General features: G+C 55.8%; 23 protein-coding genes, 1 tRNA gene and 1 pseudogene. 9 read left to right on the top strand and 16 right to left on the bottom strand.

All coding sequences use genetic code 11. From position 1 onward, the window contains the following. Window positions 1-6: 6 nt before the first annotated feature. Window positions 7-693 carry an ABC transporter ATP-binding protein gene (locus AOB54_03880; protein WVN42525.1) on the bottom strand — a complete coding sequence of 229 codons (687 nt, stop codon included), beginning with the start codon at window positions 691-693 and terminating at the stop codon, window positions 7-9. Continuing rightward, complete coding sequence (locus AOB54_03875) at window positions 690-1814, bottom strand: efflux RND transporter periplasmic adaptor subunit (protein WVN42524.1); 1125 nt, start codon at window positions 1812-1814, stop codon at window positions 690-692. Before AOB54_03875 ends, AOB54_03880 begins: the two co-directional genes overlap by 4 nt. 73 nt (window positions 1815-1887) lie before the next feature. Between AOB54_03875 and AOB54_03870 the strand changes: the two genes are divergently transcribed. Both AOB54_03870 and AOB54_03865 read left to right on the top strand, forming a co-directional pair. Next, the gene (locus AOB54_03870; protein ID WVN42523.1) at window positions 1888-2586 is read left to right on the top strand and encodes a dienelactone hydrolase family protein; all 699 of its coding nucleotides are present in this window, start codon (window positions 1888-1890) and stop codon (window positions 2584-2586) included. A 1-nt stretch (window position 2587) separates the two neighbouring features. Then, on the top strand, window positions 2588-3454 hold the full coding sequence (locus tag AOB54_03865; GenBank protein ID WVN42522.1) for an EamA family transporter: 867 nt from the start codon (window positions 2588-2590) through the stop codon (window positions 3452-3454). Between the two features lie 59 nt (window positions 3455-3513). Here AOB54_03865 and AOB54_03860 read toward each other — a convergent pair whose 3' ends face one another. Further along, window positions 3514-3840: a hypothetical protein gene (locus AOB54_03860; protein WVN42521.1), complete on the bottom strand. Its 327-nt coding sequence runs from the start codon at window positions 3838-3840 to the stop codon at window positions 3514-3516. A 54-nt stretch (window positions 3841-3894) separates the two neighbouring features. Then, window positions 3895-3971 (bottom strand) — tRNA-Met (locus AOB54_03855). Window positions 3972-3992: 21 nt separating this feature from the next. On the opposite strand from AOB54_03855, the gene AOB54_03850 reads away from it, so the two are divergent. The 4 genes and pseudogenes from AOB54_03850 to AOB54_03835 all read left to right on the top strand — a co-directional run bounded on the left by AOB54_03850 (window position 3993) and on the right by AOB54_03835 (window position 7067). Next, window positions 3993-4568: an NUDIX hydrolase gene (locus AOB54_03850; GenBank protein WVN42520.1), complete on the top strand. Its 576-nt coding sequence runs from the start codon at window positions 3993-3995 to the stop codon at window positions 4566-4568. After that, window positions 4534-5196, top strand: a pseudogene (aat, locus tag AOB54_03845) (leucyl/phenylalanyl-tRNA--protein transferase). The gene AOB54_03850 and the pseudogene aat overlap by 35 nt, the downstream one beginning before the upstream one ends. A gap of 79 nt (window positions 5197-5275) precedes the next feature. Further along, window positions 5276-6001, top strand: a complete 726-nt coding sequence (locus AOB54_03840; protein WVN42519.1) for an arginyltransferase — start codon at window positions 5276-5278, stop codon at window positions 5999-6001. Between the two features lie 25 nt (window positions 6002-6026). Further along, window positions 6027-7067 (top strand): quinone-dependent dihydroorotate dehydrogenase, encoded by a 1041-nt coding sequence (locus AOB54_03835; GenBank protein WVN42518.1) that lies wholly within the window; start codon window positions 6027-6029, stop codon window positions 7065-7067. Here the strand turns inward: AOB54_03835 and AOB54_03830 are convergent. Beyond that, the gene (locus tag AOB54_03830; GenBank protein WVN42517.1) at window positions 7013-8449 is read right to left on the bottom strand and encodes a LutB/LldF family L-lactate oxidation iron-sulfur protein; all 1437 of its coding nucleotides are present in this window, start codon (window positions 8447-8449) and stop codon (window positions 7013-7015) included. The two genes, AOB54_03835 and AOB54_03830, sit on opposite strands and share 55 nt — an antisense overlap. Before the next feature lie 34 nt (window positions 8450-8483). Further along, window positions 8484-9239, bottom strand: a complete 756-nt coding sequence (locus AOB54_03825) for a (Fe-S)-binding protein (protein ID WVN42516.1) — start codon at window positions 9237-9239, stop codon at window positions 8484-8486. Window positions 9240-9376: 137 nt separating this feature from the next. Here AOB54_03825 and AOB54_03820 point away from each other — a divergent pair, with 137 nt between their 5' ends. Further along, window positions 9377-10183, top strand: coding sequence for an IclR family transcriptional regulator (locus AOB54_03820; protein ID WVN42515.1), 807 nt, complete (start codon window positions 9377-9379; stop codon window positions 10181-10183). On the opposite strand, the gene pbpG is transcribed toward AOB54_03820, so the two are convergent. Continuing rightward, the gene (gene pbpG, locus AOB54_03815) at window positions 10153-11235 is read right to left on the bottom strand and encodes a D-alanyl-D-alanine endopeptidase (GenBank protein ID WVN42514.1); all 1083 of its coding nucleotides are present in this window, start codon (window positions 11233-11235) and stop codon (window positions 10153-10155) included. The two genes, AOB54_03820 and pbpG, sit on opposite strands and share 31 nt — an antisense overlap. A gap of 112 nt (window positions 11236-11347) precedes the next feature. After that, a complete protein-coding gene (locus AOB54_03810; protein WVN42513.1) occupies window positions 11348-12244 on the bottom strand; it encodes a histone deacetylase in 897 nt (298 codons plus the stop codon). 88 nt (window positions 12245-12332) lie between these two features. Here AOB54_03810 and AOB54_03805 point away from each other — a divergent pair, with 88 nt between their 5' ends. After that, window positions 12333-12863, top strand: coding sequence for a phasin family protein (locus AOB54_03805; GenBank protein ID WVN42512.1), 531 nt, complete (start codon window positions 12333-12335; stop codon window positions 12861-12863). A 29-nt stretch (window positions 12864-12892) separates the two neighbouring features. Here AOB54_03805 and AOB54_03800 read toward each other — a convergent pair whose 3' ends face one another. From AOB54_03800 to hrpA, 5 genes are read right to left on the bottom strand one after another with little or no spacing between them, the layout of a single operon-like run. Beyond that, entirely contained in the window at window positions 12893-13732 is an 840-nt protein-coding gene (locus AOB54_03800) for a molybdopterin-binding protein (GenBank protein WVN42511.1), read from the bottom strand. Next, window positions 13729-14733, bottom strand: coding sequence for a sterol desaturase family protein (locus AOB54_03795; protein ID WVN42510.1), 1005 nt, complete (start codon window positions 14731-14733; stop codon window positions 13729-13731). The genes AOB54_03800 and AOB54_03795 overlap by 4 nt, the downstream gene beginning before the upstream one ends. Next, the gene (locus AOB54_03790; GenBank protein WVN42509.1) at window positions 14730-15569 is read right to left on the bottom strand and encodes a polysaccharide deacetylase family protein; all 840 of its coding nucleotides are present in this window, start codon (window positions 15567-15569) and stop codon (window positions 14730-14732) included. Before AOB54_03790 ends, AOB54_03795 begins: the two co-directional genes overlap by 4 nt. After that, entirely contained in the window at window positions 15532-16599 is a 1068-nt protein-coding gene (locus AOB54_03785; protein ID WVN42508.1) for a YncE family protein, read from the bottom strand. The genes AOB54_03790 and AOB54_03785 overlap by 38 nt, the downstream gene beginning before the upstream one ends. Window positions 16600-16627: 28 nt before the next feature. Next, window positions 16628-20215 (bottom strand): ATP-dependent RNA helicase HrpA, encoded by a 3588-nt coding sequence (gene hrpA / locus AOB54_03780; GenBank protein WVN42507.1) that lies wholly within the window; start codon window positions 20213-20215, stop codon window positions 16628-16630. Between the two features lie 21 nt (window positions 20216-20236). On the opposite strand from hrpA, the gene argA reads away from it, so the two are divergent. Further along, window positions 20237-21610 carry an amino-acid N-acetyltransferase gene (argA, locus tag AOB54_03775; GenBank protein WVN42506.1) on the top strand — a complete coding sequence of 458 codons (1374 nt, stop codon included), beginning with the start codon at window positions 20237-20239 and terminating at the stop codon, window positions 21608-21610. 54 nt (window positions 21611-21664) lie between these two features. Here argA and AOB54_03770 read toward each other — a convergent pair whose 3' ends face one another. From AOB54_03770 to AOB54_03760, 3 genes are read right to left on the bottom strand one after another with little or no spacing between them, the layout of a single operon-like run. Beyond that, on the bottom strand, window positions 21665-22123 hold the full coding sequence (locus AOB54_03770) for a BLUF domain-containing protein (GenBank protein ID WVN42505.1): 459 nt from the start codon (window positions 22121-22123) through the stop codon (window positions 21665-21667). 58 nt (window positions 22124-22181) lie between these two features. Continuing rightward, entirely contained in the window at window positions 22182-22931 is a 750-nt protein-coding gene (locus AOB54_03765) for a hypothetical protein (protein ID WVN42504.1), read from the bottom strand. A gap of 16 nt (window positions 22932-22947) precedes the next feature. Beyond that, window positions 22948-23619 (bottom strand): hypothetical protein, encoded by a 672-nt coding sequence (locus AOB54_03760; GenBank protein WVN42503.1) that lies wholly within the window; start codon window positions 23617-23619, stop codon window positions 22948-22950. Between the last annotated feature and the right edge of the window lie 8 nt (window positions 23620-23627).

The following is a 23627-nucleotide window of genomic DNA, read 5'->3' as shown; positions in this document are numbered from 1 at the left end:
GAATGCTTACGTGGCCCGATGAGACGGGTCACTTTCAAGCTGGCCTTTTTCCAGATGCACGACCGCGCGGGCCGACTCTGCCGCCTTTGGGTCATGCGTGACCATGACAATGGTCTTGCCCATGTCACGATTCAATTGGCCCAGCATGGTCAAAATGTCCTGGGCCGATTGCCGATCCAAGTCCCCCGTTGGCTCATCGGCCACAATCAACGATGGGTCCGTGATCAAGGCCCGAGCAATGGCCACCCGTTGCTGCTGCCCACCAGACAATTCATTGGGGGTGTGATCCATACGATCCGATAGGCCCACCATGGCCAACGCTTTGGCCACGCGAGATTTCTTTTCTGACTCGGAAAGCGATGTGAGCTGCAATGGCAGCGCGACATTTTCAAATGCTGTTAAAACAGGGATTAAGTTGTAGAACTGAAAAATGAATCCAACATTGTTGGCGCGCCACTTGGCCAATTCCGATTCTGAGAGTTTCGCAATGTCGCGACCGTCCATCAGAATCTCGCCCTGATCTGGGCGATCGATGCCAGCGATTAAATTAAGCAAGGTGCTTTTGCCAGAGCCCGAGGGGCCCATCAAGGCAAGAAACTCGCCCGACTGCACCAGCAGACTCAGGTCATTTAAGACCGGAACAATCTGGCCGCCACGGGTGTAGGTTTTAGTGACATGCCGAAGTTCAATCATGCCGAAATAACTTTGATGCGACTTCCGTCACGTAATCCAGCCGGTCGAATCACCACCCGCTGGCCTGGCTTGAGATTGGCCACCGGTACTAAATCAGACGGCTTGGCGGCGGGGTCTAGTTCAACGGCCACCTCTTTCACGCGGCCACTGTCCACCACATAAACATAATGCTTGCCATCGCGCTCGACCAAGGCCTGCCGGCTCACCGCGACAATCGGTTTGCGTTCCGCGTCGGATAACTGGCGCTCAAGAAAAACCACCTTGGCCGACATGTCGGGCAAGACCCGTGCATCGATCGCATCAAACTTAATCTTCACCAAACGGGTAGCTTTGGACCGATCAATGGTGGGCACCATGCGGGCGATCGTGCCGGGGAAACGCTCACCCGGAAGTGCGTCTAAGGCAATCTCTGCCGGCTGGCCAATTTTTAATTTACCAATGTTGGATTCCGATACATCGGTCTCCACTTCAAGCGTGCTCATGTCGGCAATCGTGACGACAGCACCCTTGGAATCCACCGCAGAGGAAAACGGCGTGATGTTATCGCCCACGTTGGCATTCTTGGTCAGTACAACGCCATCAAACGGCGCACGGATCTCGGTCTGGGCCAGGTTGGCTGCGGCCACCCGCTCATTGGCCTGGGCTGAGGCCAAGGCCGCCTTGGCACGATTTAACTTTGCAATCGTGGTGTCATGGGAAGACGGCGAGATAAATTTCTTGGCCAAGAGCTGCTCACTTCGGGCGGCGTTTTGCTCAGCCTCGACCAGTTCGGCACGGGCCACACCCACCTGGGCCTGGGCCTGCTCAAACTGGGCCAGGGTGTCTCGGCTCTCTAAGCGGGCAATGATCTGGCCGGATTTCACCACGGAGCCCTCGGTCACCCCGAGCCATTCCAGGCGGCCCGTGGCCTTGGACGACAAGGCCGCCTTGCGTTGGGCAACGACATAGCCGGTGGCGTTTAAGACCGATACGGTCTGCGATGGATAGGCCTGCACGACAGGAGTTGTCTGGACTTCTATGGCCGATCCGGACCAGCTGTACACCACGACCAGCACGCCGATGCCAAGCCCAACCCACCACTTCCACAATCGTAAAAGCCCTGATCCCGACAACACCGCCATATTTGATAATGTTCTTTCGTTGAAACCTTGATCTTACGGGGAAAACCCCAGCCCACCAAAGGAGACCATCGACATGAGTCAATCATGGATTTCTGTGACCAACGACGCCGGCGAAACATTTGACGCCTATGTCAGCCTTCCCCCAACGGGAAAGGGACCAGGCCTGCTGCTGATCCAGGAAATCTTTGGCGTCAACGAACACATTCGTGCGGTTGCCGATCAGTACGCGGCAGATGGTTACTGCGTGATCGCACCGGACATCTTCTGGCGCGATGAAAAACGCCTGGACTTAAATTATGACCAGGCAGGATTTGATAAGGGTCTGGCTTTACTGGGAAAAATGAACCTGGATCAGATCGCGCAAGATTTAAAGGCCACGGTCAAGACCATTCGTCAGCATCGGGCCTGCACCGGTAAGGTGGGGTCCGTTGGTTTTTGTATGGGCGGCTTACTGAGTTTTGTCGCCGCCGCCGAGGCTGGCGTCGATACCGCTGTCTGCTACTACGGCGGCGGAATTCACCAACAATTGTCACGGGCCAAAAAAATCAAATGCCCTGTGCTCTTTCACTTCGCTGAAAAGGATGGCTATATTCCCGCCGATGCGGTCGAGGCCGTGCGCAAGGCCATGGCAGGCCGCGACAATGTGCGCATTGTGGTCCACCCCGGCGTGGATCACGGCTTTAACTGCTGGCGCAGGCCCGCTTGGCACCAGGTCACCGCAGCGCGTGCCCGCGGTCAGAGCCTGGTGCATTTGTCGGAAAGTCTGAGCTAACTTGCCCACTGCCGCGCTTCTGATGGTGCTGGCAGCTGCGGTCTGCCATGCCGGATGGAACTTCGCACTCAAGAAAGCCCACGGTAGTGGGCTTTCTTTTTTCGCCTTGCTGGGTCTATTTGAGATTCTCGTCTGGGCCCTTCCCGTATTTGTCTTCTTTCCTGCGTTTGAAGAAATCGAACGGTCATGGCTTGTTGCCATGCTGGGCAGCGCCATCGTGCACATCGCCTACTTTTGGCTATTGCAGCGGGCCTATAAAGTGGCTGACTTATCACTGGCTTATCCGCTTGCCCGCGCAACAGGCCCCCTTTTATCTGTGCTGGCAGCGATTTTTATACTCGGAGAGTCCCCGTCGAATGCGGCCATGGCGGGGGCTCTGCTGATCATCGCCGGATCCATCTGGATTGGCTTGTCGGGATCGAAGGCCACCCACCTGGGGCCAGCACAAATCAAGGGGATTGGTTTTGCAGTTCTCTGCGGCACGATGATTGCCGCCTACACGGTATGGGATCAGCAATCGGTCACCAAATATGGCGTGCCCGTGCTGCTCTTTTACTGGGGCTCTATCGTGATGCGGGTCGCGATAACAGCACCTGCACTCTGGCTTGACCGCCAATCCATCGCCAGACAGATACAACAAGACGGCAAGATCATGCTCACCGTGGCGGTGCTTTCACCTGCCGCCTACGTGCTGGTGCTGGGCGCCATGACCATTGCGCCCTTGAGTCTGGTGGCTCCCGCAAGAGAGATCAGTATCTTGCTGGGGGTGATCGCTGGGGCAAAATTTTTGCAAGAGGGAAACATGCTGTCCCGTTTAGGTGCAGCTGGCCTGATGGTCTTGGGAATTACGGCGTTAGGGTGGTCCTGAGTTGGACCAGGCTGGTCCAGGGCCGCTTGCACCGCCAGGGCAAACAACCAGGCAAGACATTACTGGGGCTTCCAGCCCTTGGTCCTCAGACACTCATTGATGTAAGCGTTTAGGTCGGCTTGGTATTGGCGCTCCGCACTTTTACGCTCGAAGATCGTGATCAATGCCGCCAGGCCAGTCAGTTCCACCGATGGGTGGCTGACATCGGGCCTGGGCAATTTACCTTCGCCCTCGACACGGCAAAATTCCATATCCACCGATAGTTGGGCACCAGGCCGAGTGGTGTTGACCCACTGGGTAGTGCTGGCACAGCCTGCCAGGACGACAGCCAAAGCGGCCAAAGAGATCTTGATTGGGTTGCGATAAAACGGCTGGGCTTCTGTCATGATCGGCTCGACTGCCTGTTGGTTGTGGCGGGCACCCAATGCTAAGACAAAGATTGGTAGCGGGGGCAGGATTTGAACCTACGACCTTCGGGTTATGAGCCCGACGAGCTGCCAGACTGCTCCACCCCGCGTCAGAGAGATAATGAGTATATATGAAATTCTGCTCCCAATGTGGCTCCCCCGTTGAAATTCGTGTCCCCGAGGGCGACACGCGGCTGCGCGCGGTGTGCACGGCCTGCTCGGAAATTCACTACGTGAACCCCAAGATGGTCGTTGGCACCATTCCTGTATGGGGCGATCAGGTCTTGCTATGCCGCCGCGCGATTGAACCGCGATTGGGGCTGTGGACCCTGCCCGCTGGGTTTATGGAAATTAATGAATCCACTGCCCAAGGCGCCATGCGCGAGACCATGGAAGAGGCCGGAGCGCGGGTAGTGCTTGGCGAACTCTACTCAGTCTTCGATATTCCGCATGTTGACCAAGTCCATATTTTTTATCTGGCCAAGCTCCAAGACCTGGACTTTGCTGCCGGGCCAGAAAGCCTTGAAGTGCGATTGTTTCGTGAAGACGAGATTCCCTGGGACAGCATTGCGTTTCGCACGATCACGGCGACACTGAAGTTTTATTTTCATGATCGGCGCAAAGGTGTTATGTCCGTTCACACCGGCGATATCCGAGAGATTCAACTGCCACATGAACCGTCAGCTGACCTGGGTCGAAGCAACTGACCCCCTGCCCCCAACGGATCGCGCACTCGCGATTAGCGAGGGCGCCAATGGTCTGCTTGCCGCCGGGGCCGACTTAAGCCCTGAGCGCCTAACCGAAGCCTATCGCAGAGGTATCTTTCCCTGGTTCTCAAGGGGCGAGCCCGTCTTATGGTGGACGCCATCGCCGCGCATGGTGCTGATGTTAGATGAGTTCAAGATCTCCAAGTCTTTTCGAAAGACCATCACCCGAGCGATTGCAGACCCCAGCCTTGAGATTTGTGCAGACAACAACTTTACGGAAGTGATGCGCGCCTGTGCGGCACCACGCCAGACGCAGGCCGGCACCTGGATTAGCGAACCAATGATTTCTGCCTATCACCAACTTCATCAAACCGGCCATGCGCACAGCATTGAAGTCTTTCGCAATGGCCAACGCATTGGTGGGCTCTACTGCGTTGCCTTTGGAAAAATGGTGTTTGGTGAGTCGATGTTTGCAAAAGAGACAGACGCCTCTAAGCTTGCCCTTGCAACCCTTGTGGCTTGGCTGAAACAACACCAGGCCGTGGTGATAGACTGCCAGCAGCGAACAGACCATCTGGCGTCGCTGGGGGGAAGAGAAATCGATCGTTTGGCCTTTGAAGCACATGTCCACCACCTGACTCGACTGGAAGAGCTGCCCTGGCGCAGCGCGCCACTTTGCAAGCAAGACCTAGAGGGGCTCTAATCCAATGGCACACCTCAAAGACCTTCCCGTTGTGGCGCTTCAGTTTTACGTGACCGCGCCTTACCCCTGTAGTTACCTCAACGAGCACAAGGCTCGCTCGCAGGTGGCCACGCCCAATCATTTGATCACAGCACAGGTCTACAGCGACTTGGTACAGATTGGCTTTCGTCGAAGCGGCGTCTTTGCGTATCGGCCCTATTGCGATGGCTGCAAGGCCTGTGTACCGCTGCGCATTCCCGTCAACGAATTTGAGCCAAACCGCACCCAACGCAAGATCTGGCGCAAAAACTCAGACCTGCGTGCAGAGATTGTTCCGCTTCGTTTTGAAGACGAACACTACGGGCTCTACCAGGCTTATCAATCCGCCCGCCACGCAGGTGGTGGCATGGATCACGATAGCCGCGAGCAATACGCGCAATTTCTTTTGCAAAGCCGTGTGGAATCACGGCTTGTCGAATTCCGCACGGCCAGTGGTCAGTTGAAAATGATTTCAATCATTGACCTGCTCACCGACGGCATGTCCTCGGTCTACACGTTTTACGATCCCCACGACGCAGCACGCAGCCTGGGAACCTACGGAATCTTGTGGCAAATCGATCAATGCCAACGCCAATCCATGTCTTACTTGTATCTTGGCTACTGGATTAAAGAAAGCCAAAAAATGTCTTACAAAACCAACTTCCGCCCAAACGAAGTACTCTCAAATGGTATTTGGGTTCGGCCGTCTTAATCGTCATTCATCACCACCCCAGTTTATGAATTTTTTTTCCAGCTACGCCTTGCTGCGTCCAATGCTTTTTGCCATGGATGCCGAAACCGCCCACGAATTCACCTTTCGCGCCCTGGAATCAAGCCGCGCGCTTGGCCTGCTTCCCAAATCAGCACCCATCCCCGGCCGAACCGTGCGCTTGGCGGGATTAACGTTTCCAAACCCAATTGGATTGGCTGCAGGCCTGGATAAAAACGCGGCACATCTGGATGCCTTGGGTGCATTTGGATTTGGTTTTATCGAAGTGGGCACGGTTACCCCGCGGCCACAGCCCGGCAACCCAAAGCCGCGCATGTTTCGATTGCCCGAGCACCAGGCCGTGATCAATCGGCTTGGTTTTAATAATCTCGGTCTAGCAAACTTTATTGAAAATGTTCAGCACTCCAAGTGGGTCAAAGAAAAACGCGGCGTTCTGGGATTAAACATTGGCAAGAATGCAGACACACCAATTGAACAGGCCGATCAGGATTATTTATGGTGCTTAGACGGCGTCTACCCCTGGGCGGACTACGTCACAATCAACATCTCCTCACCGAACACTAAAAATCTTCGCGATCTCCAGCAAGACCAGGCCTTAGACCGACTGCTGGGCCGGCTGACCGAAAGGCAGCGTCACCTGGCCCAGCATCATGGCCGGCATGTGCCCATGTTTTTAAAAATTGCACCTGATTTAGATAACGAGCAGATTGCCCACATTGGCGAGGCGATTAAACGTCATGGCATGGATGGCGTGATTGCCACCAACACAACGCTCTCCCGTGATGCGGTGGCCCAACATCCAAACGCGAATCAAGCGGGCGGACTCTCCGGCGCGCCCCTTTTGGAAAAATCCAACGCGGTGATTCGCAGCCTGCGTGCAACGCTTGGCCCATCTGTGCCGATCATTGGCGTGGGTGGCGTGATGTCCGGTGCTGATGCCGTTGCCAAACTGCAGGCGGGCGCCGACCTGGTGCAGATTTACACCGGTTTAATTTATCGCGGGCCGGCCTTGGTGGAAGAAGCGGTACTGGCTACCCGTTCTGCATAAAGGGCCCGAAAGGTCTTGGTGGCCGGCGTTGGCAGGTCACGAAAATCCGTCCAGCCTTTGGCCATCGACAGGCTGACGATTCGGCCTTTTTTGCGGCCCAGGCCACGCAAGATCCGGTTGGCAAGACCTGTCAAAAAGGCATACAGGTTGGGCCTAACCGCCACAAAACCCCAAATGGCCATGGCCATACGCTCTGCTTTTGGTCGCAGGTGCCGATCGAACTGGCGCTCTCGTAATTTACGCAACAGGTCTGGCAAAGGAATGCCCACCGGGCAGACCACGTGACACTCGCCACACATGGTGGCCGCCTGCGGCAGATCGAGCGCATTTTCCAAACCCACATAACTTGGCGTGAGCACCGAGCCCATCGGGCCGGGATAGACCCAGCCATAGGCATGGCCGCCTATCTTTTGATAGACCGGACAGTGGTTCATGCAGGCCCCGCAGCGAATACAGCGCAGCATCTCTTGAAACTCGCTGCCCAACAGACTGGATCGGCCGCCATCAACCAACACGAAATACATGTGGTCAGGGCCATCGGGCTCGCCCGGCGCTCTCACGCCGGTGAGAAGCGAGATGTAATTGGAGATGGACTGGCCGGTGGCGCTACGCGTGAGTAAGCGCGCCACCGTGGCAAAGTCTTCAAAGGTGGGCAGAATTTTTTCAATGCCCGTGACCACCACATGAACACGCGGCAACACGGTGCACATGCCCTCGTTGCCCTCGTTGGTGACAATGCCAACCGAGCCCGTCTCGGCAATCAAGAAGTTGCCCCCTGTCACTCCCATATCGGATTTCAAGAATTTCGGACGCAGGGTCTCTCGGGCCTCACGAGTGAGCTCAGGAATATCGGTGAGTCTGGGCTTATTGTGGACTTTGGAAAAAAGATCAGAGATTTCTTCTTTGTCTTTGTGAATGACCGGCGCAATGATGTGGCTGGGGGCCTCGTTATCATTGATTTGCAAAATGTATTCGCCAAGATCGGTCTCCACCGATTCAATGCCCTCTTTGGCCAGCGCAGCATTGAGCGCCATTTCCTCAGACACCATTGACTTTGATTTGGTGACCATCTTGACCTGATGCTGCTTGGCAATTTTGACCACCAACTCCGAGGCCTGGGCCGGTGTCTCGGCAAACAAAACAGTAGCGCCACGAGCCTGGGCATTGCGCTCAAACATCTCGATCCAAACATCTAAGCGATCCAACACACGATTACGGCGCTCGATCGCGGCCTGCCGAGTCGCTGCGAAATCGATCTCGGTCATGACATTGGCCCGCGCTGTCACGAACTTTTCAGCGAGCTTTTTTAGGTTGCGCTGAAGGCGTGTGTCGGCAAGTTTTTCACCTACCCGGGCTTGAAAGTGCATCGACTGAACGCGCATGGCTGCCTCTGTCTCCGATTTTTGCTAGTGGCGTTTATTTACTGCTGGGGGATACATCGCCGGCCAGCACCTGGGCCACATGCAAGACCTGCGTGCGCTCATCCCCCAAACGACGCAGACGGCCTTCGATATTGAGCATACAACCCAAATCCCCCAACACAACCGCCTGTGCACCGGTATCTTGAATGTTGTGGACTTTTTCGTCGACGATTGCCGCCGAGACATTGCCATACTTCATGGCAAAGGTGCCGCCAAATCCGCAGCAGGCCCGGCAGTCTTTCATCTCTTTGAGCTGCAGGCCCGGAATCTTGGCCAACAATTCACGCGGTTGGGCTGACACCCCCAGTTCACGCAGGCCACTGCAGCTGTCGTGATAGGTGACCGTGCCCTCGGATCGGCCAGGCACATCGGTCACTTTCATGACACGGACCAAGAAATCTGTGAGTTCATAGACCTTGGGGGCCAGGTCTGCCATGCGGCGCTTCATCTGCGGGTCATTGGCAAACAAATCAAAATAATGGACTTTGATCATGCCGGCGCAAGAGCCCGACGGAATCACCACATAGTCGTAACCCTCGAGCTGGGCCAAGACCCGTACCGCCAGCTGATGGGCGGTGCGGCGATCCCCAGCGTTGTAGGCCGGCTGCCCACAGCAGGTCTGGTCTTCGGGGACGACCACCTCGCAGCCAGCATGCTCCAAAAGCTTTAGGGCCGAAAACCCAATCTCCGGACGCATCAAGTCCACAAGGCAGGTCACGAAAAGTGCAATTCTGGGGTGGGATTGGCTCATTGTTGTCGTATTCCGTTAATCGGGGCTACTTCGCCGGCCATTTCATGCAATAAAATGACATTTTGCCACTTGATATGGGCAGCATGAGAGATCCGTCCTCTGGAGCGTCAAAAAACAGCACCGCAACGACACCAGACATGTCGTCGCGTCGTTTGATCGCGCCCCCCGTCAAGCCCCCCAGCCTTGCAATCCAAGTCATTGAACGCATGATGACGCTATTGGATGCCTTGGCAAAAAAATCTGAACCAGTGTCGCTGAAAGAACTCTCCCAGTCTAGCGGACTGCACCCCTCGACCGCACATCGGATCCTAAACGATCTGGTCCTTGCCCGAATGGTGGATCGCACGGAGCCGGGCAGCTATCAGTTGGGCATGCGGCTTTTAGAACTTGGTAACCTGGTCAAGGCAAGGCTTAACGTTCGCGATGCTGCTGCAGGCCCCATGCGCGAACTGCACCGGTTAACTGGCGAGACGATTAATCTGTCAGTCCGCCAAGGTGACGAAATTGTTTACGTGGAACGCACTGTGAGTGAGCGTTCAGGCATGCAGGTGGTGCGCGCAATTGGTGGCCGTGCCCCGCTGCATCTGACGTCTACAGGCAAGCTTTTTCTGGCCAATGATGATATTCGAGCCGTACGCTCTTACAGCATGCGAACAGGCCTAGCCGGCCACACGCCAAACAGCATTACTGATTTAGCGAAACTGGAACAAGAACTCGAAGAGGTCCGCCGGCGCCGCTTTGCACGAGACAACGAAGAGCTTGAGATTGGTGTGCGATGTATCGCGGCAGGTATTTACGATGACAGCGGCGAATTGGTCGCCGGCCTGTCGCTTTCAGCACCAGCCGATCGCGCCAACGACGGCTGGATTCAGGCCCTAATGGACACGGCCAAATCGATCTCGACAGCGCTCGGTTATGAGCGGGCTGCCGACGCCGTCACCTGACGATCTTTGTCGGCAGATAGCCAACGACGGATACGCTCAGCATCGGACAGACGGCTCGCGCTGCCCTGCGCATCTAACATCACGATGATCACGTCTTGCTGATCGATGGTGGCCTGCATCACCAGGCACTTACCGGCATCACGAATAAAACCAGTTTTCGACAAACCAATTTCCCAATTGTCGCTGCGCGTTAGGGCATTGGTATTACGAAACTGCTGCTGCTGACCACCCACCCGAACAATGGCATTGGTTGTGGTGGAGTACTCGCGAATCAGGGGCACTTCATAGGCTGCGTTGACCAGGCGACTTAAGTCCCGCGGCGTTGACATGTTTTTGCTGCTCAGGCCCGTTGGCTCAGCAAAACTAGAATTGGTCATGCCGAGTTCTTTGGCCTTGTCATTCATCGCCTTCACAAAGGCCTCTAGCCCACCGGGATAGGTGCGACCCAAGGCATGGGCGGCGCGATTTTCAGAAGACATCAGGGCCAGATGCAAGAGCTCTGCGCGTGTGAACTGAGACCCAACGCGAAGCCGCGAGCTGGAATACTTCTCTAGCTGGGTATCTTCTTTTGAAATGGTGATGATCTCTTTCAAAGGCAGATCCGCCTCTGTGACCACCAAGGCGGTCATGACCTTTGTAATCGACGCAATCGGCAGGGCCACGTCGGCATTTTTGTCCAACAAAACCCGGCCGCTTGCCTGATCCACCACCAACACGGCGCTGGAATTGAGAGAAATTTCAGTGAGTTCGGAACGCAGCCCCAGCCGCGTGCCCATAGAGTTGTAGCCTGGCTCGGAACGGGCAAATGATTTCCGTTTCTCAGCCGAATTGGCGTCTTGATTTTTTACAGAGACAGTGCGTTTTTTGGGCGCCTGGGTCTTCGATTGGTTCGAGGCTTTGGCGGGTTTGGCACCGCCCGCGTTGGCGCTGGGCTTCTTGGTGGCATTGGCCGTGGGAGCGTTGGTGCTGGACTGCGCAAAGGCAGCGCTACCCGAAAAAAATACACCTGAAACCACTGCCGCGATTATGTGTTTTATCGCTGTTGTCGCCATAACACCGGCTCTCCCTTGCTATCGAAGCGGCCATGCTAACAAAGGATTTTTATTTCGCCAAGTGAAAAATCAATAATTTCAATAGGTTAAACACCGATATGCATTCTCAGTCTTATGAGTTTTTGTATTGCAGCGCACAATTTACGGTCCCAAAGTGAATATCGACGGTATCCGCAATATTGCGCGCGTAGCCCCCCGCCATGGCAACCGCCACCGGTAAACCGGCCAGCCGGGCAAAGGAAAACACCCGCTCATCCCGGGCCAGTAAGCCAGCCTTACTTAAGCCCAGGCGACCAAGTCGATCATCGAAATAAGGATCAGCACCGGCAAGATAGATAACAAGATCTGCAGTGAACCTTGAACGAAGATCGGCCAAGGCCGCATCCAAGACCCGCAGATAGTCCTCATCCCCCGTGCGATCGGGCAGTTCAATATCCAAATCCGATTGCTCTTTGATGAAGGGATAGTTTTCTGCGCCGTGGATCGACAGGGTAAAGATGGAGTCGTCGTTGCGAGTGATTGCGGCAGAGCCATTGCCCTGGTGAACGTCGAGATCAACAATGGCCACCCGTTTCGCGCGGCCCTCTGACTGCATCAGCCTGGCCGACACAACAGCGTCATTGAAACAACAAAACCCCTCGCCGCGATCCGCATAGGCGTGATGAGTCCCCCCTGCAAGATTGACCGAGGCCCCATCGGTAAGCGCGGCACGGCAGGCCATGATCGTGGCGCCGGTCGAGCGCCTGGATCGCTCGACCATCTCTGGTGACCAGGGAAACCCAATTTTCTGCATTTCTTTGTGGGACAGATCACCCTGAGAAAGCCTGCGGATATAGTCGGGCGTGTGCACCAGTGCCAAGACCGAGTCGGACGCGGCTTCGGGCTCCCGCAGGTCGACACCACGAAGCTCTTGTGAAACACGCTCACGCAAGAGCCGATACTTCTCCATGGGAAAACGATGGGCCGAAGGTAGCGGTAATACGAATCGATCGCTATAAAATACTTGCATGGGACAGGCGGCTTCTCTTTTTCTTGGGAAGCGCGTATGTTGCACAAAATTGCAGTTTAAAAAATAAAAGCCAAAAGGAGGATGTACCGTGGGACTCTACCCAACACCCGAAAGCCTGAGCGCTGCTCAAAAAGAAAACCTAGACGCCATGATGAAGCTCTCGCATAAGGCATTTGAGGGCGTGGAGAAAATGGTGGATCTGCAGCTCAATGCCGCCCGAACATCACTGCAAGAGACCGCAGAAAAGTTCAAGGCCTTGATGAGTGTGAAAGATGCCCAGGACATGGTCAATCTGAACAAAGACATGGCCACGCCCAATACTGAGCAGGCCCTGGCCTATTCCCGCACCATTTACGACATCGCCACACAGACCAGCAGCGAAGTTCAGCGCTTGGTCGATGCGCAGATTGCCGATGCAAACAAAAAACTTATCGATGCCTTAGATGAGTTTGCAAAGACCGCGCCAGCGGGCTCCGAGGCAGTGATTGCCATGATGAAATCATCGCTCACGGCAGCCAACTCTGCCTACGAAACAGCGAATAAGGCCGCACGCCAAGTCGTGGAGATGGCTGAGCGCAATATGAAGGCCGCCGCCGACGCCACTCAGAAAAAAGGCTAAACCCCGCCTGCAGTCCAGCGCCAGTCGCCTCAGCGACTGGCCTGGCGCTCCTCGACAATCACCCCTTGGAGCGCCAAAACACCCTGACGAAATTCTTCGTAGGCCTGCAGCAAACTCTCTGGCGGCTGAATTTCGCCGCCCTCCTCTTGTTCAGCGGCCGCATCCGCGTATGCCTTCAACCCAAGCTCGACATGCTTGGGTTTACCGTCTTCCCCTGCAGAAGGCAGGCTGTAGATTTTGAGTTGCGGATATTTCTCTGCAAGGGATCGCATCAGCGGTGTCACGGCGGCCTCGTAGAGATGGTGAACGACCATGGAATGATCGAACTCTGCCGCTGACCGAAAGCAATCCCGATAATGGGTCTCAAGCACCCATTCGATCATGGGCCAGGCCATCACCGGGAAGCCAGGCACAAAATAATGCTCCTGAATCGAAAAGCCAGGAATCTTGTTGTACGGATTGGGAATGATATTGGCCCCAACCGGAAACTCGCCCATCTGCAGCCGCTCTGGTGTGGCGGGTTGGCCGGTATCGGCAGCGCGCTCGCGTATCAGGGCCTCGGCCTGCGGATGCAATGCCAAGGGCACACCAAGTGCCTGGGCCGCGGCCTGACGGGTATGGTCATCTGGCGTGGACCCAATGCCGCCACAACTAAAGACCACATCCCCAGATGCAAAAGACTGCTGCATGGCCTGCACACAGCGCTCACGATCATCGCCCAGGTAACTCACCCAAGACAGCGCGAGCCCGCGCGCGCCAAGAATTGATTTCACCTGCGCGAAATGCCGATCTTGCCGTTTGCCCGACAGAATTTCATCGCCAAAAATAAAGAGTCCAAAGTTTCGGCTGCGCTTTTCACCACCGCTCATGACATCGACTTTCCACGAAACCCATTCACCACTGCGCGGCCCAGATTCTGAAGCCCCACCCACTGCTGTTCCCAAAAGCCACGGCCGTAATTCACGCCCTGCTCTTGATCACGAATGCCAGTGGCCTCTAGCGTGTCGCCTTTGGCCAACCGCCGGTCTGCAGACCAATCGGCGGTGCCAAAGAGCCAATCCCAGATGGGAAAGATCACGGCAAAATTCACACCCCGCGCTGGCCCCTCGTGGCCAACACCAATGCCATGGTGCAAACGATGAAAACCAGGCGAGACCAGTGTGTGCGCAAGCCAGTTTGGAAATGCAATACCAATATTGGCATGCTGCAGGCTCTGCCAGACCCGGGTTAAGACCACGAAACCAAGAAACTGGCCCGGTGCCACACCAATCAAAATCGCAATAAACGCCAAGGCCGCATCGCGCATGAGATCGTCAACCAGATGGTTGCGATTGTCCGTCCACAGGGTCATGCGCCGCTGTGAATGATGGACCGCATGAAGCGCCCACCACCAGTTCCAACGATGCTGGCCGCGATGCATCCAGTAATCGACAAAATCCAGAATGAGCAAATAGACAAAAGCTGCCAGCAACGGTGAATAGGCAATGCCCAACACCGCGTCTAACTCCAGGCTTGGAACGCCCCAGCTTCGCAGACTATCTTTCAGACTCAGGACCAGCGGCTGCATCACCGCGAACACAAAAACAGCAAAGGCCCCGAGCCGATGCAGCAGGGTGTAGGCCACATCGATTCTCGCCTGATCGCCGGGGTTGCCCGGGCCGCGGCGCTCCGCGGGAAACAGGCGCTCCAACGGCAGCAAGACCAGCGCCAAAAATGTCACCTCTAACACACCGATCAAAAACCATTCAGTGAAATCAAAGGCGTTTTCAATATAGGCCTCTAGGCCAAGCATCGACAGCATTGGAATCACGGCAGCCTCGAACAGGGCTGTGTGCGTCTGCGCAAATAAACCAATTAAAAAATCAATCATCGGGGAATCTTCTCATTAGGCCCGGCTGCCGTGATCGTTTTGAAACAAAATCCTTTTTCTTTCAAACCAGCAATCAGCGGGTCTAGTGTTGGGGCGTATGCCTCTTTGCGCGACCAAATCCCCAGGTGGGCCACCAACACATCGCCGGGGCGAATCGATGCCAGCGCCTTTTTTAGCAACAAGGCATTGGGGTGGGTCTCACTTGAGAGCTCATCGCCCAGAAACCCGGCCGGGCTCCAATGCACATGGGCATAACCGCAAGCGCTTGCCGCCGATACTGATGCAGCGGTGGTGTGTCCGCCAGGCGCACGCCAGATCGGATCGAGTGATCGGTTGGTCATGGCTTTGAACTGATCACCGACACGAGAGAGTTCGGCACAGAACTCGGCTGTCGATAAAGCCAGTGTGCGGCCCGCCGACTCACCAAACTGCGGCCGATAACGAATACGGCCATCTTCTGATTTCAGAATGCGGCCATGGCGCCAGGTGTGACTGCCAAAGGCATGCCCCTCTTGCACTCTGGATCGCCAATAGGCTGCCCAAGAGTCATCCAGTACAAAATCCCCACGAAAAGTCTTCTCATTGGCCAGAAAAAAAGTGGCCTTGACATCGTGCTTTTTTAAGATGCCAGCAATTAACTCAGCGCTCTGCATGCCGCCAGTATCGAGCGTGAGATAAAGCGGCTTGGCGCACTCTGCCGAATTTGTTTTGGCCAAAGCGCTGCTGGGCAACAATGCCGACACCACCGCCAAGGCTAAAGCCACACTTACGCCAGTCTGGCGCGCAATCGCCATGGCGCTATACCAACCCAGCCCGATCATGAAGGTAGACACCATGAGGGGAGCGGCCCACCAGAATACGCTTGACCACCTTTGACTGATCAAGATCGACAATGGATACCGAGCGTGTCCAACGCTGGGTCACCCAGAGCTGCTTGCCCGACGCATGAATGTCCATGCAGTCTGGTCCGCCCGGAACCGGAATTGAAGACTCGATCTTCAGTGTGCTCATATCAATTTTCGAAATCGTGTTGGCGACCCGATTCGACACCCAGAGATGGCGTTTGTTGCCCTGATTGCGAAAGGCGTGGGCGCCCTCACCGGTGACCAGGTTGGCGATGCTGCGCGGGCCGTCTTTGTGGCCAGGGCGGGGATCAATCACCTGCACATAGTTTTCACCCATGCAACCCACAAACAATGTTTTGGAGTCTGGGGAAATGGCCACTCCTGCCGGCAGTCGCCCGGTTTTAAAACGCCACATGACAGCAAGTTTTACCAGGTCAATGGCAACGAGTTCGTGGGAATCTTGCAGGGTGCAATACACCACCTTGCTGTCTTCAGAAAAAATCAAATGGCTTGGCGTTTTCGCAAGATTAAAACGCGCAACATTCTTGAGCGCCAATTTGTCTGCACCGCCCACTCGACGATAGACATCCACGTGATCAAGTCGGTTGGCGCAGGTCACAAAGAGTGACTGGTCCGGCGAAAAACCCAAGTGATATGGGTCCACAATATTCGGAATCGAATCTTCCACCTTGCCCGTAAGTGGATCAATCACCGTCAAGGTGTCTGACACCGCATTGGCCACCAAGACATGTCGGTTGTCTGGCGTTGGGTACAAATGGTGCGGCTCTTTGCCTGTTGGTACCTGGCCAATGACTTGGTGGCTCGTGGCATCAATCAGCGAGATATCTGCATCTTTTGAGTTCAACACGATGATGGGGTAACGGACCCCAGCTTTGGGGGGCGCCGGTTTGGCAGTGGTGGTCTGTGCGTAGACCGCAGATGCCGGCGCTAACGCGCTGATCGCCGAGACCGATGCAGAGGCCGCCAACCAATGGCGGCGCGATAAATTGGGTGTACTCATGGTGGGCATTATCTTTGTATTTATAGGCCTAATCCTGCAGACTAGCCCATGATTTTTGCAGCCGTTTGACGGACATGGGCATGGGTGTTTTCAGTTCCTGGGCAAAAAGTGCCACCCGCAGCTCTTCCAGCATCCAGCGAAATTCCTGCATGCGATCGGACCACCCCCCCTTGGACTGGGCCGCCCAGCGCCAAAAGGGCGCCGCCACGCCGGCGTATTCTTGCTGCCAGCGCTGATCCCGGGCCGGATCGGCCCGGCATTTATCGATCCGCACGGCAATCGCCTTGAGATAACGTGGCAGATGTCCCAGCCGCTCAGCCGGTATCGCCACCAGAAAATCCTTTGGCATGAGCCGGCCAAGCTGCTGCTCAATATCCGCATGGCTTGAAGAAAAGCTTCGGATGGTGGGAAGCTTTTTCTGGACCACGGTGTATTCCGCCAAGATGGCCGCGGCCTGTCGAAGCACCTCTTGGCCAAGAAGCAGCACCCGCGATCGGCCCTTGGCCAAGCGATCATCGAATTCAGCCTGATCTGTTGGCAATCCATTGACAAGAAAGACTCGGGTCAGGGTGACGGCTTTGACCTGGGCCATCAGCTGCTCATGGCCCCCAAACGGCGTGAATTGCAGGCCGATTTCACGCCGAGCGTGCAACTCTTTTTCTAGCGCCTTTAGGGCCTCTTTGGTGCCAGCCGCAAATTGCTCTAACCACTGCTCACGGCCAGGCTGGCCCGCGGCGGCCTGCTCATGCGCCGACACCACCCCCAAGGACTCGCGCAAGGGTTCTAAGTCCCGGCCTTCGGCCAAACGCCTGCCATGGGGATCCACCACACGAATGTTGAAGCGGCAATGGGGGCTAATGCCATCAAGCTTAAAGTCATCACGCTTGGCTGCAATACCGGTCTCAAGCGAGATGTCCTCAATCAATGCCGGGATCAGCGCAATGCTGCCGGCCTTGTCACGCCAGCGATCACAAAAACCCGCCGCGTAATCGGGGAGTGGCACACAATGCCGGCGGATCTTTTGCGGAAGACTTTTTAAAAGGGCCAAGACTTTTTCTTTGCGCATGCCCGGCACCAGCCAATCCAAAGCAATCGGATCCAGATCGGCAAGTCGATCCAAAGGCACGAGTATCGTGACGCCGTCTCGGGCATCCCCCGGATCAAAGTGGTACTCCAGCGCAAATGTCTGGGGCTGGCCAGCCACTGGCAGGGTCATCTGCTTTGGAAATTGATCTGTGGTGATGCCGGCAGCCTCGTGACGCATCAGGTCTTCTTTTTGAAGGCACAAGAGTTCGGGTTGCTGTCGTACCGCTTCGGTATACCAGTCACCAAAGCTCTGCGCATCAAACACATGCTCGGGAATATTTTGATCGTAAAAAGCAAAGAGCAGGGTCTCGTCCACCAAGATGTCGGGCCGTCTTGCCTTGTGTTCTAAAAGCTCCACTTCGCGAATGCGTTTTTTATTCACCGCAAAGAATCGGTGGGGGCATTCCCAATCGCCTTCGACCAAGGCCTCGCGAATAAAAATCTCTCGCGCTTCTTGGCGCTGATTGACCCCCAACTGCGCCCATGAGACTTTTCGGCGCTGATAGACCGTTAATCCATAGAGTGTGGCCCGTTCATAACCAATCACGCGGCCAGACTTTTTTTCCCAATGGGGCTCGGCATGGCTTTTTTTCAGAATGTGGCTTGCGGCCTGCTCAACCCACTCTGGCTCGATTGCGGCAATGGTTCTTGCAAACAATCGGGAAGTCTCCACCTGCTCGGCGGCCATCAGCCAGCGAGGCGCCTTCTTGGCAAGCAATGAACCCGGCCAGATTAAAAACTTCACGTCATGACAGCCCAACCAAATCGGCTCATCGGCGGACTTGCAGCCGATATTCGAAAGCAGTCCCGACAAAATAGATAGGTGAATCATCGTGTCGTTGGCAGGCTGCCCATTGGCCTTCCACCGAAACTCGTGTACCCACTCCGTTAATTGCTGATGGACCTCACGCCACTCACGCACCCGCAAGGGCGATAAAAATTCTGCACGCAAGGCCTGATCAAATTTTCGGTTGGATTCTTTGGCATCGAACAGATTTTTGACATACGCCCAGAGTTTGAGAATTGATAAAAACTCGCTCTTGGGGTCGGCATATTTACTGTGGGCCCGATCGGCAGATCCCGCCTGGGCCTCGGGCCGATCACGTGGATCTTGCACCGACAAAAACGCGGCAATGACCAAGATTTCTGTCAGGCAGCCGTGCTGACGTGCGGCCACCAACATCCGACCGATCTTTGGATCAATGGGAAAGCGGGCCAGTGTTTTGCCAATGTCGGTTAAATGGCCAGCCGCATCAATGGCATGCAGCTCGCGCAAGACCACCAGGCCATCAGCAACGGCCTTACCCGAAGGCGGATCAATAAACGGAAAAGCGCGAATGTCCGGCAAGCCCAATGCCTTCATTCGCAGCATCACGGCCGCCAACGAACTGCGGTGAATTTCTGGATCGGCAAATGGCGGGCGGGTTAGAAAATCTGATTCCTCGTACAAGCGAATGCAGACCCCATCGGCGACACGGCCACATCGGCCCATGCGCTGATTGGCCTGAGCCTGGGGAATGGCTTCGATCTGCAACTGCTCGACCTTGCCTTTGTAGCGATAGCGTTTGACACGGGCCAGACCACTGTCCACCACATAGCGAATATCGGGCACGGTAAGTGATGTCTCGGCCACATTGGTGGCCAACACAATGCGCCTGCGGCCCGACCGGCGAAAGACCCGGTCCTGATCGGCCTGAGATAGCCGTGCATACAACGGCAGCACCTCTTGGGCCTGCTTGCCGGAACGCGCCAATAGACTCTGGGCGGGACGCGCACGGAGCTCATCGGCCACAGCCTTGATCTCGCGCTCACCCGGCAAAAACACCAGAATATCGCCAGGCCCCTGACCACTCCAATCTCGCTCACATTCTTCAATGCCCGCCACCACGGTCTCGACCAAGTCCTGGTCGGTAGACAAGGGCGGGCGCCAGCGGACCTCTACGGGATAGAGTCGGCCCGAGACTTCAATCACAGGCGCCGGCCGATCTGGGCTGCCAAAGTGCCGGGCGAAACGTTCCGCATCAATTGTTGCGGAAGTGATCACCACACGTAAATCTGGCCGTTTGGGCAATAGGTTTTTGAGATAACCCAGCAGAAAATCAATGTTCAGACTGCGCTCATGGGCCTCGTCAACGATCACAGTGTCGTAAGCAGACAACATGGGATCGGCCTGGGTCTGGCTCAGCAAAATGCCATCCGTCATGAGTTTGATCGGCATGCCCGGCCGGGATTTGTCATTGAATCGAATCTGATAGCCCACCATGGCCTGGTCACTGTCACCACACTCGGTGCCCAGCTCCTGGGCGATGCGTTTGGCCACGGTGACGGCTGCAAGCCGCCTGGGCTGTGTGTGGGCGATGGTCTTGCCGCCCGCCCCCCGGCCCAGGGTAAGCGCAATCTTGGGCAGCTGTGTCGTCTTGCCAGAGCCGGTCTCCCCACAAACGATCACCACCTGGTGATTCCGTATGGCCAGCGCAATGTCATCGCGACGGGCGCTGACAGGAAGTGATTCAGGGAACGCAATCTGCATCAAGAAAATTATAATCAGCCGATGAACCCTAAAGCCCTTGGCCGTGTGCCCGCAGCTTCCGCCCCGAGTGAATCGTCGGGGGTCTCCGTGGAATCCGTCGACTTCGTGTCTTGGCTGCGATCCGTCGCACCCTATATCCATGCCTTTCGGAACAAGACCTTTGTCATTGGCTTTCCCGGCGAATTGGTGAAGGCCGACCGATTAGAGAGCCTGGCCCACGATGTGGCACTTCTTGCCGCCATGGGCATGCGCATCGTCTTGGTCCACGGCAGCCGGCCACAGGTCGCCGAACAGCTCACCTTGCGCCAGCTGGAAAGCCGCTATGTCGATGGCATGCGGATCACCGACAAGCCATCTCTGGAATGCGCCAAAGAGGCCTCGGGGGAATTGCGTCTGGATATCGAGGCTGCGTTTTCAGCAGGCCTGCCTAACACGCCGATGGGCAATGCTCGCATTCGGTTGATCAGCGGCAACTTTGTCACCGCCCGGCCCGTTGGTATTGTCAATGGTGTTGATTTTGAACACACCGGCATTGTTCGCAAGATTGAAACCGAGGCCATCCGGCATGCCCTCAATAGCGGTGCATTGGTGCTACTTTCCCCGCTTGGTTTTTCGCCAACCGGAGAGGTCTTCAATCTGGCCATGGAAGATGTGGCCGCAAGCGTTGCGGCTAGCCTAGATGCCGACAAATTAATTTTCATGGCCGAAGAGACTGGTGTTCCCAGCAGAGATGGCGAACGCATTGCCGAAATCTCGGAAGACGATGCCGAGGCGCTGATCGCACGGGGCAGCCTTCATGCCGATGCCACATTCACACTGCAACATGCGCTGCGTGCCTGCAAAGGTGGAGTTGAACGGGCCCACATCATTCCGTTTGAACGTGACGGCGCACTACTGCTTGAACTCTTTACCCATGACGGCATTGGCGCAATGGTCGTGGAAGAAACACTCGAGGCTTTGCGGCCGGCCACCATTGACGATGTGGCAGCGATTGTCTCGCTGATTGAACCACTCGAGGCCGACGGAACCTTTGTGACACGAGGCCGCGCCAAGATTGAACGGGATATTGATCGGTTTACGGTCATCGAACACGACGGCGTGATTTTCGGCTGCGCTGCCTTGTATTCGTTTCCAAAGTCGGACATGGCCGAGCTGGCCTGCCTGATGGTGCGGCCTGAAACCCAGGGCGCAGGTGACGGTGAGCGGCTATTAAAAAGTGTGGAACAACAGGCGCGGCATGCCGGTATCAAAACACTCTTTGTGCTCACCACCAGAACCGCCCACTGGTTTTTAAAACGCGGTTTTACCTTGGGCAATGTGGATCAGTTGCCCACCATGCGCAAAGAGGCCTATGACTGGGCCAGAAAATCTCAAGTTCTGATCAAACGGCTGTAAGCGCAACCCAAGCCTAGCGCTGCTGCAATGGGTTGCCCAAGCGCCAAGCCCTGGCTATTTGTTTTTCGGAGCGAAGAGTCGTGAAAACGGCCCGCCACCGATCTCGCTGAACTCAGCAAGAATCATTGGCGCTTCATTGGGCGATTCGTGCAGTCGATCCATGACCTGATCCGATGTCTGAATCAACCCCTCGATATGATCGGCGGCCTTGCAGTCGCGGTGGGCAAACTGCATGTGCCAATCTTGGAACAAACGAATAGGAATGGATGTGTCGGCCAAGACCTGAATATCGTGATGCCGTGGGTCTTTACGAATCGAATTCCAAACACGCTGCAGCGGGAGATTCGGCCCCTCGATCCACTGGAAAAATGCACCACGGTCATAGACCAAGATACCGGTCACGCCCTCATCACGATTGCGTGCGCGAGAGCCCGCCAGCAAGTACAAGAGATCTAACTCTGTGAAATCAACAGAGGCCTTGCTGTGGTAAACAATGGTCGATAAGGGGGTCACGCCAACTCCAAAAGAATTACTACACCTTCAGAGTATGGCCGTTAGCTTTGAAAAGCAATTACGAATTTGGCAAAAGCGCTGCCGCCCAGTGCAACACGGGCCGCCACTGGCCCTGATAAAAAGCCAAACCACACCACCAGTCTGGGACAAAGCCGTGCTGGCCGGACCAGACAATGGTGGAGAGTTTTTTGCCGCGCCTGTCTTGGTCAATCACTGCAACCTGCTCAGCGCGAATAAGCTGTGATGAAGCGCCATGGCCTGGCGCTTTGATCCAATTTAACGGGCTTCGCTCAGGAAGCCTGGGTAGCCGCCAATGCAAGACGCCGTTGATTTGCTCTGGACAAATCACCGATGAAAATTTTCTTAAAGAAATTTGCGCTTTCGCAACATTGACCTGATCCATCCGCCACAACAGGCTGTCCGCATCGGTAGCGGCCCATATTGCACCGAGATCTGACAGAGTTTGAAATGCGGGAAAAATTACGGGCGAGACAGTAATTTCACCAAAATCTGTGGAAATCTCGTCCATGCGAACACATCGGGTCAGCAGCAACTGGCCGATCAGCCGAGAGGCCACCGACGCCACAGGGCTGCCTTCTTCGTTGGATTCGAGTGTGGCCAGCAAAGCCAACAGTGCCCCAAACTGTTCGGCCTGCAGCGACACCGACATTGGGGGGGCTAGGTCGGTTTTTTGTTGAACAGGCGCAAAAGTTGGTGGCGCTGCCACCCCCGGCTTGGGTGCCTGCTGCATCAGTGCATTCACGCCAGACAAAATCTCGTCGAGTGCACGCTCCATATCCGAGGACATCGCGATCTTGCCTTTCCTATTGATGGGAGTCGGAAGACTTCAATGCACGAGACACTTCGCGCAAATCACGACTCAGGTCTGCAAGCTCTTCCGCTACTGGCTGCGCATTTGGGTTGAGCAACAAGTTGCCAACCTGCAACTCCAAATCCGAAAGCCGCTTCTCAAGCGTGTTTACTGGTGCTACTGCAGAGGGTGCCACCGCTGGCTCAGCCGCCGCCTGGGCCAACACATGTACGGCCACAGGCGCTGCCATCACGGGCTCGGGCTGAGCCGCAGCAATAACAGGTTCTTCAACACCAACTGGCGCGGCAGCTTTCGCATCGACTTCCAGCGGTACCGATTTCGGACTGCGCACCGATGCGATGGCCCACAAAAAAGCCGCCAAGACAAAACTCACGCCCGCCACCGTCTGCAGCACACCGTTTAAGGGCAGACCGTCTGCGATGAGCGCCGCTGCCTGGGCATCTGTCAGCCAGGCACGGTGGGCGGCAGCCTGCACAGCCGCCTGCCAGGCATCCACCATGGCCATAGCAAGCCACTCATGCGGCGCTTCAAAGGGGTAGCCATTCGGGTGTGCTGTCCAGTCGGGTGCCAGCCGGACCAATACCTGCCACTCATCACCCAGCGGGGTGATCGAGATGACGGCACACACGACAGAAAGCAAAAGAAGCAGTCGGGACGAAGACATCACGCGAT

Source organism: beta proteobacterium MWH-UniP1, from assembly GCA_036362785.1.
Lineage (GTDB): Bacteria > Pseudomonadota > Gammaproteobacteria > Burkholderiales > Burkholderiaceae_A > Lacustribacter.
The sequence above is the reverse complement of the archived record's forward strand: the minus strand, read 5'-3'. Positions and strand labels throughout refer to the sequence as shown.